7 protein-coding genes are annotated in these 15,756 nt (G+C 56.5%); all 7 read right to left on the bottom strand.

Going from position 1 to position 15,756, the window contains the following annotated elements; translation table 11 throughout:
• Positions 1-965: 965 nt before the first annotated feature.
• A complete protein-coding gene (locus ACPOL_RS12000) occupies positions 966-3,173 on the bottom strand; it encodes an alpha-galactosidase (RefSeq protein WP_114207276.1) in 2,208 nt (735 codons plus the stop codon).
• A 638-nt stretch (positions 3,174-3,811) separates the two neighbouring features.
• Positions 3,812-6,031, bottom strand: a complete 2,220-nt coding sequence (locus ACPOL_RS11995) for a glycosyl hydrolase family 95 catalytic domain-containing protein (RefSeq protein ID WP_114207275.1) — start codon at positions 6,029-6,031, stop codon at positions 3,812-3,814.
• A gap of 444 nt (positions 6,032-6,475) precedes the next feature.
• Positions 6,476-8,101, bottom strand: a complete 1,626-nt coding sequence (locus ACPOL_RS11990; protein WP_201759173.1) for a glycoside hydrolase family 5 protein — start codon at positions 8,099-8,101, stop codon at positions 6,476-6,478.
• Positions 8,102-8,579: 478 nt separating this feature from the next.
• Positions 8,580-9,908, bottom strand: coding sequence for a hypothetical protein (locus ACPOL_RS11985; protein WP_114207274.1), 1,329 nt, complete (start codon positions 9,906-9,908; stop codon positions 8,580-8,582).
• A gap of 174 nt (positions 9,909-10,082) precedes the next feature.
• Positions 10,083-11,345: a HEAT repeat domain-containing protein gene (locus ACPOL_RS11980; protein ID WP_161557308.1), complete on the bottom strand. Its 1,263-nt coding sequence runs from the start codon at positions 11,343-11,345 to the stop codon at positions 10,083-10,085.
• Positions 11,342-13,276, bottom strand: a complete 1,935-nt coding sequence (locus ACPOL_RS33120) for a hypothetical protein (RefSeq protein WP_150132971.1) — start codon at positions 13,274-13,276, stop codon at positions 11,342-11,344. The genes ACPOL_RS11980 and ACPOL_RS33120 overlap by 4 nt, the downstream gene beginning before the upstream one ends.
• Before the next feature lie 22 nt (positions 13,277-13,298).
• Positions 13,299-14,846, bottom strand: coding sequence for a hypothetical protein (locus ACPOL_RS11975; protein WP_114207272.1), 1,548 nt, complete (start codon positions 14,844-14,846; stop codon positions 13,299-13,301).
• Between the last annotated feature and the right edge of the window lie 910 nt (positions 14,847-15,756).

Genomic DNA, 15,756 nt, shown 5'->3' with positions numbered 1-15,756 from the left:
TGTCCCTCCTGGCGTCCGACCACTACGATGTGCCCGGAAAATCGGCGGTTGTAAGTGCTCACTCTCCGTTCGCATGAATCGCAAGATCTGGACAGTCTTTCGCAGTTTTGAGCAACTCAAGCAATCGAATGGACAACTTACAGCGTTCGGCCGCGATAGATCGCAACGCGAGCACTCGAAAACATGTTGTTATAAGTTGACACTGGGCGCAGAAGCTACACCCACTCAAAGGTGGCCGCCGAGGTCGAAGTCTATGAGAGTTTCAGCACGAAACCGATTGGCCGGCTCAGTAGTGCCATTGCTGGCGGCAGCATAATCAGTCACGAAGGCACATGGAGTTATCATGCGACGCGCTGTATGGGTATGGAGGCGTTGCAGGCGCAAGCTAAAATGACCATCATTGTGGCCGCTTCAAAGAGCAACGCTCGCCGGGCACGAAGTGCCGGTCAACCCTAATGTCTACAATCGAGTGGAACTCACACTCGATATGCTGCGATAGCAGCATATCATCAGAGGTACGGAGGCACACACGGAAGTGAGTCGGCTGGCTGACGACGTAAGAGGCAGTGTGGTGCCGGAAACGTCAAGGAACTGCTGACTAGCGAGTCGGCTAAGTGGCAATCCCTCTACTTACGGGCAAGAGAGAGGGGGTATTCTCCCGACCGTTTCCCATCGACGCTTTTGCTAATCCCTCGATCATTCTCTCCCGTGAAAGAACCTTCCGCATAAGTCATTTCTCTAAAGAACGATGGCGCAAGATCAAGTACACCAGAGCACGGGCATGCTTACAGCTGCAGGGCATCCGCGCCTAGTACGCCATGACATTGTAGGCAAGCCCGCACGCAGCCACCGCCGCTCCCAGGATGCTCAGCATCGCCTCGCGGCGCGTCGACGTGATTTCTTTCACCACCGACGACTGCCTGCACTCCGTCTCGAAACATCCGCGGATTTTGCCGACTTAGGTGTCAATGAATCGTGAGGACGGCGCCCATATAGGGGCGCGGGAACTGTAAGGTGATGCTGTTGGAGTCTCGTTGGACCGCAGTTCCCAGGTCGGAAGGGTAAAGAAGCGTCGCCGACTCGGCTCTTATGGGAATCTTCACTTCGGAAGCGCCTTCAAGTCTCCATGCATATAAGAAAGTTCCACCCGGGGAGCGCATTCCAAGAGCGACTGGATCAGTCCTCCGGCTGATGGCCGGCGTCCCCAGAGGATAAAACGGAATTGACGTCGCGAGATGTGGGCGAATCTCGTTCTTATAAACCTCGATGGCGCGTTTCACCTGGGCCGACGCAGCCGGCGAGAGCTTGTCGAGGCGTCCGCTTTGGTGAATCCTGCTGGACATCGCCGTGACCATGTTGAAGCTGGCCTGGTCCGCGTCCGCATCTGCCAAGGGGTAGGCCCATATGCCAAGCTGTTCCGGCAGAACGGCAGCAGTCGACCCTACGAGCAGACTCGGCAGTCTGCGGTAGTCTTCCTGGTCCGACATGGATTGGATCTGTAGCCTCGCGAGCATCGCGTAGTCCATGCGGCTGCCTCCGCTGGCGCAATTCTCAATCACCAGGCTGGGGAACTCCTGAAGTATCTGGTCGAGCCATCGTTGGACCGCGCGGTTGTGTTCCAGCAGCCCTTGCCCGGGACTGTCCGCATTGAGGTCGGTGCCCGTCAACGTATTCACGTTGTAGTCCATCTTGATGTAGCCGATGCCGTAGGCGCCGGCCAGCCTGCGCACCACGTCGGAAAGATAGCTCGTGACTTGAGGGTTGCGGAAGTCCAGCATGTATCGTGAATTCCGCAGCACTCGCTCCCCGTGGCGTTGCAGGAACCAATCGGAGGATCGTGTGGCCGCGAGTTGGGAACGTGCTCCGGCCACTTCAGGCTCCAGCCAGAGGCCGGGGACCATACCGGCGGACCGGATCTTATCTAATGTGAATTGCAGACCATGTGGCCATCGATCCTCAGAGGGAAGCCAAGTTCCAAGGGTTGGACTCCAGTCCTCGTGCAGCTTGGCGTACCAGCCGGCGTCGATTACGTAATAGTCGCAACCCACTGCGGCGGCAGCTTCGATCATCGGAAGCTCCTTGGCTTCGGTTGGGTCGGCCCACAGGCAGTTCATGTAATCGTTGAAGATTACCGGTAGACGGTCCGGTGGGCGACTCACTGGGCTCTGGCGTAATCGTCGCCGATATTGGGTGAGTTGCGCGACCGCCTCTTCGAAGCCGCCACGCACACAGCCGACCGCGACGGGAACGGTCTCATAGGATTGTCCTGGCTTCAGTTGCTTCCATGCATCCGCGTGAAGATCGTCGGGTCCTCCAATATAGGCATAGACGTTATTGGCATGGATCCCCCGCTCCGAGGTATTGGACACCTCCCAATACCACGAGCCATTGTGTTCGATCTGCCAGAACCAGGTCAGACCCTCCTTCACATTCTCCACCATGGCCATGGGAAGAAACTTGCCCGAGGACCAACTGCCGATGCTGGAGGCGCAAGCCTCGGACCAACTGGTCCGCTCATTCTCGATCATGCCCAGTTCCGACGGCCTGAGCGAGTGCCATTGGGCTTCTGACATCCAGCTGTTGAAGGCAGTATGGATCCGCAGATCGTCTTCAAACGCCTGCGCAGGGGCCAGGCTGTGGAGCATCGCGGAAGAAATGTAGTTGATGCCCAAAGGGCGGCTGCCCTTGTTGGTCACTCGCGTCCAGCGGCGCGCGACGGCGCAGCCCTTCACGGCCTGGTAAAACGATTCGACGTGCAGTTGCGAAGCCTCGTCTATTTGGTGGAGGATGAGGCGTTCTCCCAAATCGTGAGCTTCTGTTTGCTTATCTGCGTATACGAGGCGAAGCCCGGGCTGACCCATTCCGAGCTTCATTCCCTGGTCCGGTGAATTCTCGTTATCAAATTGAACTGCCACTTCAACACCAGTCGATTGGCCGTTCGTTGAAATGACCTGCGTCGCGGCGTTGCCAGGCAGCAGAAGGCCTTGACGGAGACGACCTCCGGCTACCTCAAAGAAAAAGGAGAGCTCTCCCGGAGACCAGGTAAGCGGCTCGCCTGCCTGATTTCCCTGCCCAGTAGCTTGGCTAGCAGTTTGAGCAAGGGCTACAGCACGGGGCAATGCGGAAGCCACCACAGCGCTTCCCCCGCGTACGATGAAGCTGCGTCGGTTCATGGATCACGAAACTCCCGGGCGATTTAGGAGGGTCTGGAAACTGCAGGCGATCGCGCTGCCGGAACAATCGACGCTCGAACCCGAAGGTACCATGCAGACTTCGTAAAGGTCAATGACTTTATCCTTTACTGTTACGTCAACTACTCGTCTTTCCGGTTATTATTGACAGTCCGCCTCTGAGCCCTCACTGACTTGGAATGAGGTAGATTCTGAATGACGTTTTGGACTTGCGAGTAGCTTCCTGTTCGTTACAGTAGGCGCCAAAGTTCGAGCAGATGACTACTTCTCTTTGCCAGAAATTGACCCTGAGGCCGCTGTTTCGGCGGTTTTGCGGCTCTAAGGTGAGCTTTCCAGTTCCGTTAGAGTAATCGCTTACTATTTTGTGGTTTGATGCCGCGGGCGTGATGCGCCTACGAGGGAATTACCCTTCCACTGAAGTTATCTCCTGGCGAGGAGGTCACCGTCACTGCGCCGCAAGGCAAACTGCTGATCTCCGCACCGCGCCCCATGCCCAGCTTTTCGCTGCGCGCGAATTGATGGCGACGTTCGCGCTGTTGGCTAACTACGATGTGATTGCATTGTCGCCAAACCCCGAACGGCGCCGGTGACCAAAGCTTTACAGTTTCTGATTTCTCTTTTCACTTGAGCAATCCAATTGTTCTGGTTGCGAAAGACTTCGGCGCGACTGCGGGCGTGCCGGAGAGCGGTTCCCGCAGTGAAGACGGGTGATCGGTCCTGTACAACAAGTAATTCTTTCCGGAACGTCCACTAAAGGACACGAAATCGTCCGAACCCTCAGCCAAGATCGCTGAAGGGCTGTTTGCATCGGCGATCTCGACCTTCTGGCCCGGCCACGGATTGCGAATGTGCAACCAGCCAGAAGAAGCGATTTCAAAACCGGCGCAGACGAGTTCTCCATGTCGTACCCGCACTTCCACCCGGTTGCCGTGGCGCAGATACACGGTTGCATCAGCATCCCACTCCTTTGGCCACGCAGGCGCAATTCGGACAACACCGTCGTACTCGTCGGCGAGCGCCTTCTGCAGCGCATCGGCGAGGACGCCAATTTGCTCGACATAAAACTCGCTCGGAGGAGGGTTCGTAGCGGTGGGAGGAAACAGGGTTGCGAAACCAGAGGGATATATCTGGTACCGTTCCGTGATCGTAGAAAGGCTTGCGACGACTTCGTCGGCGAGACCAAGCCGGGCAGCCTGTATGGGATCGAGACTCCAGTCGGCGTCGCCCTTATGCGGACGATTGAGGAAGGTGCGCACTGCTATCTTGCGCAGGTCCTGGTCGGCGCCAATGACTGAGTAGGGCCAAACCGCCTCCAAACCAACGTTTTCCACGTTATGAGTTTCAGCGCCAGGATCATAGCTGGTCGCGATTATCGCGTCCGCGGCATCGCCGCCGTGCGCGAGCAGAACGGTAGAAGCCGAAGCTGTCGCGAGCGGCAGCAACGGCAGCTTCGCAATCGCATTCTTTAATTCGACAACGAGAGACGAATCTGTCTTCAGCAGTGTTGCTGCCTGTACGGCGCGAGGGAAGAGGGCCTGCATCGCCGCTACGTCGGTCGTTGGATCGTGGACATCCCATTGCATCTCGTGAGCGTTTGCCGGAAACGTGTGCAGCCTGCCGTCTTGTCCTGCGGTCGCGTATGCCAGCAGGAAGCGGACAGCCTCGCGCATGAGAGGATAGTTCTTCTTCAGAAAGTCCAGGTCGTCGGTGTACTCATACTGTTCCCAGACCCATAGTCCCACCTCGGCGCCGGTAGAAATTGTGCGCGCGTTGTAATAAGGGGGGGAATTCTCTGCACAATTCAGCGGTGCAAGAGATATCCAGCTCTCGTTCTCATAGCCACGTCCGTTAAAACGCATCGTCTCGGGAACGCAGGCCCCGGGACGGTTCCTCATGTGCTGGCGAGTCCAGTTCAGGATATTGTCGAGGTTTTCCTGGTACAGGCGGAAATATGGATCGTTGAGGCCCGCGACGCCAGCCCCCAGGTTCGCGCTGACCTGCATTCTCAAATTCCATTGCCAGTATGCCGACGGCGCCCACCTGTGCTGGTCGCGAAAGGAAGAGAAGAGATCGCCAATGCCGGCCTGAGAGCCGGGAAAGCGGTCGCGACTCTCAGCGGCCGCGGCAAATAGATCGATGGTGCGCAAATTCTCGAAGTATTCCGCGCGATGATCGGGCGAGGATAATTTGATCAAACCTACGTGATTCCAAAAGTCCTTCCACCAGAGGCGATGCTCCTCGAAATGAATCGACTTCGCTTGCGCGAGCAGTTTGGAGGCAGCAACGTCCGCATCGCCTCCGCGCCATGATGGAGCGCCGATCAGTAAACGGAAGGAGCCGTCGGGGCGGGGCATGAAGCTGAGGGTCACCGATCGCGGATCGCTTGAGGTGGCGCGAACATTGTTCGCATCTGCGGTGACCGACGCCAGCGATCCGAAGCGTTCATGGCTCGCTCCGGCCTCGGCGTCATCAAGCCAGGTTTCCACTAGAGCTCCAATGGCGCCCTGAGCAACCACCTGCGGTTTACGCGGGGACCAGAGCCGCAGTGTCGCCGTCTGCTGCTCTTTCGGATCGGCTCCTTTCACCTCGACCACGAGCACGTCGAGGGCCTGGTCAACGTAGGTGAGCACAGTCATTCCCGCGCCGCTCTGCTCGAACTCCGCGGTGTAAAGATTGAGCCGCCCCTTGTAATCGGCAGCTCTGGTAAGCTTCGCAAGGCCGGGAAGAACGATTTGTCCGGGAGACAGGCGCTGAGGCAAGGTATCGGCGCGATTGAGCTGCGCGGTGAATCCTTCTTCCGCCCAGATCGCAGCTCCCAGCCGACCATTGCCTAATGGCATCGCCTCGGCGGGCGACAGGTTGGGCCTGGCCAGGATAATGTCGGACCGCTCGACTACGCCTCTTCGATCAATGGGATAAAGGTCAGTCGCCGCAAGGCCGGGCCTGCAAAATGACTGCAGGAGAATGATCAGAGTAGTTAATGTTAAGGGTAATGTAGACTTGAAACGGAAACGGCTCCCCTTCGGATGCCAGTGGGAAGCGCTTGGAAGAAGGTGCCACCGGAAGAAATCCAAGCCGGGAGTCATACGAAAAGAGACTATCACGGGCTACGCTGAAAGGGACTACGGACAGGAACCTCGGTAGTGTCTCAGTTAATCGGAGAGCATTGGAACGCGAGAGGTTGGGCGAATACCCACTCGCACTACCCGATGAGATCCGCCTAACGGAACCACTTGCCGACACGCGGTTTTAAGAACTTAGAACCTTCGAGATACACTTACTATCTAAGCGGGCTTGGCCATGTATTTGCTGAGCACGCCCACCAGACCTTCGTTAAGAACGCACTGCTTCGCTGAAAAAGACGAAAGGATGTTGTCCAACTCTGTCTCCGACAACCCCTTGAATAAGCTGGCATACATTGGCTGCATCAGCGTTCCGGTATAAAAGCATAGCAGTGTCTGGCTCATGCTCTTCGCGTTCAGGAGAGGGTTGATTTGCGGATCATCCACCACCTGCCGAATCTGCTCGGCGAGCTGGGCTGTGGAATCCTTGACCGGCGTTGCTGGCAGCCATCTCATCCAATCGTCGGTGCCGAGAGCCCTCTTCTTACGGAGAAGATCATTGATCCGTTCCATGTAAGGCGACTCGGGATTGAGCGCCAGCATACCCATCACGCCAATGTCCTTATAGTTCCACGTCGTCCAATGTGCGCCGTTGCGCTCAAAGATGCTCAGCTGGTCGTCCAATGAACGGAGTCTATCGCCAGCCTCGTCAGCTGGCCCATTGAAGACCGATCCGAATTCGCCCACCCACAGTGGAACGTTATTCTGTTGCGTAAATTTTGTGCCTTCCGCATTGAGGAAGAACTGCTCCTGCTTTTGAAAATCCCAGTGCTCAGAGCCGCTACCCAGCGCAGTCCGGGGATGTATTAAGCCAGGATATTGGCCAGGGCCGAATCCTGGGACGGTGTAGTTATGCGAACTGTAGGCGACATTGTCGTCGAAGGGCTTTTCGAGTCCAGAGAACATCGATGCATAGCTATCACCTTCGAGAAAGATGATGTGCCTGGAATCTATCTTGCGGAGTTCTGTAACAAGGCGCCGATAGACCACATTCATCACGTTCCAGTTGGGCTTGTAATTCGGGGGCACATTCCAGGGGTAATCGCCCATCTCGTTGTTTGTGCAAGGTTCGTTCAGCACGTCGTATCCGGCAATCACTGACCTGTTCGCGTAACGCCGGGCAAACTCCTTCCAAAGACCGACGTAGCGATCCTGATACGACGCATCCCTCCAAAGCAGACTAATGCGCGAGGCATTATCAGAATGCCAGTGTACGTTCTGCCATCCTTGCGCCGAATGAAGATCGAGAATGACATAAAGGTCGTGCTTCTCACAGAGATCTAGAACCTTATCAAGGCGTGCAAACCCTGACTCCTTGTACTTGAAGGGAGCCATGTCATCCTCGAAGTGCCGGTAATTCAGAGGAAATCTGACTACGTTGACTCCAGCCTTACGAAGAAAGATGACATCATCTTCATTGAAAAAATAATCGAGCATCCGATCGAAAAAGAAATGAGCTTTCGATGCGCCGAGCATTTCCGCCATCTGTGCTCGCAGAGTATGCTCCGCACCTGGATGACCATTGATGAAGTCCTCCATGTTCATCCATCCGCCAGGGCAGGTTCCTCTAAGCCGAATCTTCTTTCCTTCGCTGTCAACGATGTCACGACCCTTGACGCGAAGGAAACTCATTTTCTGCTCTTTGTGGTCGATCGGAGATACCTGCGAATCGCTGGGTGAGATCGTTTCAGCGGCGGATCCGTGGGTAGAGAACACTGCCGCTCCGGTAAGAGCCGCCAGCTTTAAAAACTCACGTCGCGGTTGCCGTCCGATCGAATCATTCTTCATTTACCTTCTCCAATCACGAGATCCTCAACTGCGCGCGGCTGTCTGTGGGCCGCTCCTGGCCTTCGATGTGGAAGCCATCGCTGGTGACCTGGATCCTTTCACCAGTCTACGATTGGACGGGAACAATGTGAATGATCCGGGGTGCGGCGCGACGGCCGTTGAGAAGACGAGCTGCGATTGCGTAACCGGCAACGGAGTGATCAGAGAACTAGCCGAGGAGTCGAAGCCAATGGCATTCATAGCGCCCAACGCGGCTGAGTTCCGGGGTCAAAGAAGGCGCTGCCTCCCCACGCAGGATCAGCTACTGGTCAGGTTTCGAATCGGCCATCCATGCCGCGCCCAACGGATTCAAGAGGGCAAACCAGCTGCCCTCTTCAGAAGCCAGGTATGAACAATCAGCTAGAGATCGACAGGCGCCGCCGGAAAGCTCAGCAAGGAAAGAGGGATTTGCTTTGTGCGCTGGGCATAAAGGCCCTGGTTAATCGTCCGCAGTCTTGCCCTCCGAAGCTGCGACGCATGCTTTCCATCCGCCTGCTTCGAAGACGTGCTTGTCGCAGTAATATGCTCTCGGATAATACTCGCGCATCTGTCCATGGGCACACTTGGCGGCGCTCTCAAGTGAAGGCAGGTTCTGGCAATTTGCGTTCGCGCTTTGGGTCGTCGTGTTGAAACCGTCCGTCGGCAGCATGTTCCGCAAAATGAGTGCATTCTGGACCAGCTTGAGTCCCCACGGCAGTGGCGTGACGGTCGGGTCGGTGTTGGCATTCGCCGGCATGTCTTTCGCGGCGGCAACGACGAAAGTATAGAACCCCTTAGCATCGATCTTGACGTCGTTGTCTTTTACGCATTCCACCACCGGATAGGGAAAAACATGATTGTTGTTGCACATCGACCAGTAGCGCATTTGCTCGCCTTGTCCGGTCACTGGAAATCCGCTGGGCGACGTCTTTGGCACCGTCGGCGATTTCCCGCGAACCACTACGATCCTATCCGGCTTGTAGCTAACGACTGCCGCTACGTACTTATTGAAGTCGTTGGGAAAGGTTCCCTCGGTCGCGTTATACGGAGGGAAGAAAGTTGCTTCCGGCGTGCTAGTCGCGTTCGGTGGAACGATCGCGCCCCCCTTCGCCGACTGCTCAGCCAACCTTTCCAGGATTGTCAAGGTCAATAGCCGAAGGCTAGGCGCCAACTTCTCGCATGGAGCCACAGCTACGCTCTTTCCATTCAGACTCACATCGATATCCGGAAGTTGCGCCTGTTGTGTGCCACCGGTCTCGCCGTCGACATACGAACGAAGAATAACGTAACCCTGAGCGGCAAAGTAGGGGCTGATGGGTGGACCGTAAATGGTTCCTGGCGGCGGGGGCGGGGGATTGTCCTCCGTTGGCTTAGGAATGATTGTGATCGCGAAGAAATCCTCCGGCGAAGTTGCTCCACCTGGAGTGTACGGGTTCGAACCGGTAAGCACGGGGAAGTCTTTGTCGGCAATGCCTTCAACCGAGTTACCCAGCCGATCATACGTATTGATGGACAGGAATCTTGCCTCCAGGAATTTTCCCTTGATGACTAACTTGCTTCCGGGAAGCGAGAGATAAGGTGTTGTCCAGTATTTAGCATTCGAATCAGGATAGAAAACGTTGAGATCGGTCGAAGTGGTTAGGTACGGCCAACCGCAACTTACAAGGGGGAAGTTGAACCCTCCGCCATCACTGCTCTTCTGAGGAAAGGCGAGATTGCTGTAGCCGGTAAGCATGACAGCGAGGGCAAGGCACCATTTGCATAAGCGCAGCCTGTTTGCGATTGACATTGAATCTCCTTGTTAAAGCCTGTTGATAATAGCTCCGGGATACTCGAGCCGCCACATCCCAACTTCATCATCGTAGGAGCGCACTCCGCCAGCCGCGCCACTAATTTGGTCGGCGATGTGCCCCAGTGCAAAAGAAACGATTCTTCGATGAGAAATCGAAGTGATCGTTCGTTTTCATCCGGAAGGACGGCTGAACGTCAGGAATTCGTCTTCCAGCCATGCGTCCTGCTTCAAATCAAGCAAGACGCGAACAGCCGCAACTCTGACCGTTGGGTTCTCATCGTGCACGAGCAGCTTTACTGCCTCTGCACCGGGCGATCCCAGCTTGACTAAAGCCTGCGCGGCCACTGTGCGCATCTGCCAGTCGTCTGAACGCAACAGACCAACTAAGTCTGGTATGGCCTTTGTTGCTTCGCTGCGGACCAGCTGCGAAACACAGGCACGACGAACAGATGGGATTGTCTCGCGATCCAAGAGTGCCCGCCAATCCAAACCGGGGGGAGCAGCCAAGACCACCGCTTCTCTGACTTCGGGATCCGGGTCATCCAGCAGGCTAAGGGCAGAAGCCGAGATTGAATCAGGAACACCGGTTTCCTGGAGGGCCGCCAGGACCCTGAGTGCCTCAATCCGTACAGTGTCTGAGTTGCTTCGCAGGGCTTCCGGAATCACCCCGGCGACCATACCGGGAAAGTCTTCGACTCCCCAGCGCAGCAACCAGAGCTGGTTGTTTTCCGTGAGCCCGTTCCAGCCTTGCGCGAGCGTTATCCAAGCTGACTGGCCCTGGACTCTGAGAGTAACTTGCGCCTCTCTCCAAAATGGACCCGCCAGCTCTGCCAACCATAAGTCAGCATTGCTTTGGTCAAGTGTCGGAGCGGGACAGTTCTCCGCCTCGGTAAGAATGGCGACGCGCAGCCTCGCTGCTGCGGGCGATGACGAAGATCTTCCGATCAACGGAGCGACCGCTCGCGCTCTGACCGGATTGTCGTTTTGAAGAAGTAACGGAAGCAGCCTGCTCCGCAACACTGCCGGATCGTCTTCCGCTAGATATCGAGAGGCAGAGAAAATCAACTGCGCCGACTCCGCGGTGGCGATCGTATCGACGAAGAAATCGGTAACGCGGGGCTCGCGAAAGGAAGCCAGGGCGCCAACCCAGCTCATCCATTCCATGGTGCCCTCAGCAAAGCCAGCCTGGGCCAGGAGTATGTCGATAACATCCCGGCCTTTGTAGGTCCCGAAGGCTAGAGCCGCTTGAGGTTGCGCTTGAATGGCCCTCAAGGCGTCGAATCGAGTCGCCGGATCAGCCGCCGTCAAGGCCCCTACGAGGCCCTGTATGTTACGGATCTGCCGGGGAGGCGCTTGCCCGCAAGCCGATTCGGAACCCCGCGTTTCGGAATTCTCGTTTACGGCACCGCGGCATGATGTTTCCTGGCTGCTCATGACCAGTTCCACACGGTGAGCCAAAATTCGGTTTGCCCGTAAGCCTCGCCGCCATCGAAAACCAGATAGAAGCGCGAGGAGTAATTGACTGGCTCTCCCATGGAACGCCATTCGACAGCGAAATGCGTAGCCGCCGTATTAGCGGGAATGGGCAGAGTTAGCGTGGCGGACGGCGCAAGCTTTGCCGTTTTCCCATTACTGAAAATGATCCATACGTCGCTGCGAGGGTGAAGCTTCCGCTCGTCATTGTACAGAGAGATCGTAATCGGCGCCTCCGTGCTCGTCTGACCTGGGACGGATGGAAAACTGTAAAAAGCGGCAGCTCCGTTGAAGACCCCCTGTGGAGGGTAGTTAGGGTCGGCATTCAATACGGCTCCGGCCTGGGGGTTCCAGACCGGGCCTTCGCCCGATGTGCCGCTGTAGAACTTGACACTCAGGACACGGTTCAGCAACTTGAGCGGGGCGGTAACTTCCCAATCAAAACAAGGTTGCAAATCGTTTGGCGGGAGGGTGGCGGTGACCAGATACGACTGGTAAGGAGCGGTCGACGATGGAGGCACTTTGGCGGTGGAGTCGCTCGGGTCTCCGGCGATGACTAACTGGTTTGGTATGGTGTGCTTGAAAATCGCGCTTGCGTTGCCATGCCGAATCGGCACGGACATGGGAAATTCGGCAACTTCAGGATAGATAGAGAGGGTTATATGCGTGTCGTCCCCTGCCCATGGCTCATTCAAGAATACTTCGCAGCTAAATTGAGATCCGGCTATGACCGTATTGGGAGGTACGGAGGCGTTCGCGCCGGCGCTGAATGCAATACTCATCTGAGGAGTGAGTATGCAGCCTGTCGCAATTTCTGTGCTGACCGAGCCGGGGACCTCATAAGGAGGAACCTGCAGGTTCAGCAGGTTGAGAAGATCAAGAGAACCGGTGTTCACTTGAACGTTGAACACCTTCATTACGCTGATCTGGAAGAAGTAAGAAACCGCCACGGTGAAGCCAGTGGTATAGGCCACATCGGTAGTGAATCGGGTGGCGGGTGAGGAGAAACTGGCTCCGTGGGCAGTCGCCGTCGATCCGTTGTAAGTAATGGGGGAATACGTCGCGGGGGGCGCGCCCGCGCCTTGTCCGCCCGTCACTGTGAATCCCGTCAGCCCCAACGTCACCGGCATGTGAATTTCGAGACACGGACCAAACTGCACCTCGCCTACGATGGTTGCAAGTAATTTCATGAAATTCTTGGCAACGGGAATGCTATTCATGAGATCGATAGGAATGGCGTACTTCGGCGTGGCCGAGATTGTTCGGTCGGGACCAAGGCTGCCGTCCGATTCGGCATAGAACTTGAATGATTCGGCAGTCTCATCCTCGGAGCCAAAGCCAAGATATTTGGTGAGCTTGCCGCTTGTGTCCTTGGTGAGGTATCCGTCCTTTCCGCTCTCGCCTAACAGGTACTGGATCAATTCCAGCAACAGCTTGATGAAGTCGATCTCGATATGGAGCGACAACTCGAATACGGTCCGCCAGGCGAACTTCCACGGCGCGTACCAGGAAGATGGAAGGTAGATCTCCTGGCTGACGGTGAGCCCGGCGCCTACGACGAAGCCGATGGCCATGCCCGCGATCATCTTCTGGTCTGATCCGAGAGCAACGGTCACCTCCCCGCCACCTCCCGGGGGATTGTTCAAGGCGACTTCGTTGCCCGGGAACTTGAACGAGACCGCAGGTCCGATGACGCCCATCAGGAACTCGTAATAGGCGCTGATGGTGGTACGGAGGAAGAGCACGGTGACCGAACCATCGACCAGGGGGCTGGACTGCGCTGTATTGGATATACCCGCCCGTGCCGTGCCGACCTTGGGAAACAGTGGAAGTCCGTCTGCAAGGTCGAGCGCGTCCTGAGACGTTCCTATCGAAATGGTGAAGTTCTGCATGTGACGTCCTTTCTCGGATCGATCAGGCTGGTATCCCTATCACCAGGGAAGTCTCAATGTTGTGCTCATTGTTAGGATCGCCGTTGGGGTCCTTCAGGAACTCCGCTGCGAAGGCGAGCCGTCCGGAGACATCAACCTGGGCTGGATGATAGCCATGGTTAATCTCCGTAACGCTTGCTCCTTCAATCAAATCGCCGCTGCGTAAGATGACCGTTTTTGTGGTCCCGTCCGTGACGATGAGTTGAGTGGAACCATCTTCGAGTAGTTCAGCCACATAGCTGATCCCCACCTCGGTGCTCACCACTGGGGCGCTGAGTGCTGCCACGTGCCGGGTGCCCCGGCCGTCTCCAGCCCGGACGATCAGATCTCGGCCAGCGTTGCTAATCGTGGTGAACCGTTGCTTTTCCAACTCGCCGATGCCGCTCGCGAAAACCGGATCATGGGTCACCAGCGCCGCCAAGCCGCGTACCCCTATCCGTGGACCGATAATGCTTTCTCCCAGGATTACCGAGTCGGTTTTCAGCATGCGCTCATGTAATAAATGAGGAGACGCGGCGTGGAGCCTAAGCCCTTCTCCACGATTGTTTCCTCTGAAATCGAGGCGGCCCTGGACCACCGCTGTACCCGGTTTGGCGCCGAGGATGTCCGCCCGCCTCGCGCCTACCTGGGCAATAAAGTGTCTTCCCTTCGAGACATCGATCAGCCCGAAGCTCTCGATCATGGCATGCGTCCCCGGCAGCATGTCACCGCTCTTGAGAAGCACAACCGATCTGGAGGAATCCTTCACCTGCACCAAGGCGTGCGATCCAGCAAAAGCCCGGCGAGTGCGGGATGCGGAAGCTGAATAGCTTGTTCCGGCGGGCGGCTCAGTGGTGGCCGCAACCAGCGTGACGCTGTCGTCGTCATTGAGGACGACGTCGCCAAAAATCCCGCCATATTTGCCGCCATCCGGCGATGGATCGCCGAAGCGTACTACCTTCTTCCAGGACTTAGTCGCAAAGGTATAGAGATAGACTCCCGGCAGACTCTTGAGAGACATACTACCGTCTTCGCTGTTCTCCCCCGTGTCTTCCGCCGCTATGGTCGTGGCATAGTTGCCTGACGCATTCCCCGATCCGGTTCCGATGTTGCTGACGAGAAGAGGCAGTTGCTCAGGGGGAACCCCTTCAATGCTGGTCAATGTGCTGCCGTGGGTCAGCAAAACGTCGATTCCGTTAGGTGAAGGAGTTCCGCCCCTGTATGAGACGATCTGGCGAAAGACGGTCGGCTCTGAGGTTGCTTTGGACGTTCCGTGGAAGAAGACGACCCCCGCAGAAGGATCACCCTCCACTGAGTTAACGCTGCCGAGCATGACCGCAGGAGTGATGCCGCCTATGTCGTTCTGGTTCGCATAGGTGTTCCCTACCGTGATGAGCCGGTAAAAGGTGTAGCCGCTCGGGATTCCCCCCTGGCCAAAGGCGGCACCTACAGCGCCGCCTCCAAGGGCGACACCACCGAGCGCCGTCCCCAAACCCCGGAGAAAATTACGCCGGGATACGCTGAACTCATCTCCGCGTTCTTCTTCACTCACGATGCCTTCTCCTTTTACTGCGGTTTGTCGCTGCGCGACTACTGCGAAGCAAGAGCTAGCGAACTAAGGGAGCCCGAGTGAAGCGCCGCGCCACTTCTTCCGACCCTTGCGTAGCTTTGTGCGTTAGAGGCGCTTGTTCCCGCAAGTAGGCCGCGATAGATTCCCAGGGCGCCCGGACTCCGGACTCACCCAGATATCCTTGGTTTGGCCGCGACCAACGGCAACTATCGCCTATTGACAGCCCTCTCTCTTCTTGAAGACCAGGAATTAAGACCAGGAATTCTCCTGGCATCTTGTGGTGCAAGTCTCCTGGACTGATCGGGCATTAATATTCTTTGGTGACGAACCGAATGAAGGTTTGACTCCGAGGTGCAGTTTCCGCGATAGCCCGTGGAGAGTCAATCGCCGCAACCTAAAGCTTTTCTGAAATAGACATCAAGGCAATCTAAAGGTGTAAACCTCTTCGATGCCGGCGAGTTACAAATGCAGTTGTACGCAAGCTCCGCAACCCTGCTGGCCGCTGTCTCGTCAGCATCGTTGAGTCTCGTGCCCATATCCGGCCCTGGGGCGCTGACAAACGGAACTAGGCGGCAAGGCACTCGGCCGGCGTTGTCCATTCCGGTGAGGAGCACCACTTGTCGTCGGGGAGAGATCGCTGAACGGTGCATCAGGCCCCTATCTCAAGGAGGTACATGTTTCCCGGCTACTCTCAGGGTGAGCGCCGGCGCTCACCACAACCATGATGATCCCGAAAATTAATGTTCCTTACCTGCATCTACCGGGGAACTAATTAATAAGGAGACTGGTCTTCATAAAGAGAGCGGTTTCCATCGCCCACGAATAAAAACCTGTCTACGGTCGCTGCAAGCGCGCTACTGGTCAGCAATGCTTCCGCATGATTGCCGAATCC

The organism is Acidisarcina polymorpha (genome assembly GCF_003330725.1).
GTDB classification, from domain to species: Bacteria; Acidobacteriota; Terriglobia; order Terriglobales; family Acidobacteriaceae; genus Acidisarcina; species Acidisarcina polymorpha.
Note: the sequence above shows the minus strand (reverse complement) of the source record. Positions and strands in the feature narration are given on the sequence as shown.

Coding starts and splice junctions, on each gene's coding strand:
- ACPOL_RS12000 (WP_114207276.1), bottom strand. CDS start 3,173: ATGAACCGACGCAGCTTCATCGTACGCGGGGGAAGCGCTGTGGTGGCT.
- ACPOL_RS11995 (WP_114207275.1), bottom strand. CDS start 6,031: ATGCCATTAGGCAATGGTCGGCTGGGAGCTGCGATCTGGGCGGAAGAA.
- ACPOL_RS11990 (WP_201759173.1), bottom strand. CDS start 8,101: ATGAAGAATGATTCGATCGGACGGCAACCGCGACGTGAGTTTTTAAAG.
- ACPOL_RS11985 (WP_114207274.1), bottom strand. CDS start 9,908: ATGTCAATCGCAAACAGGCTGCGCTTATGCAAATGGTGCCTTGCCCTC.
- ACPOL_RS11980 (WP_161557308.1), bottom strand. CDS start 11,345: ATGAGCAGCCAGGAAACATCATGCCGCGGTGCCGTAAACGAGAATTCC.
- ACPOL_RS33120 (WP_150132971.1), bottom strand. CDS start 13,276: ATGCAGAACTTCACCATTTCGATAGGAACGTCTCAGGACGCGCTCGAC.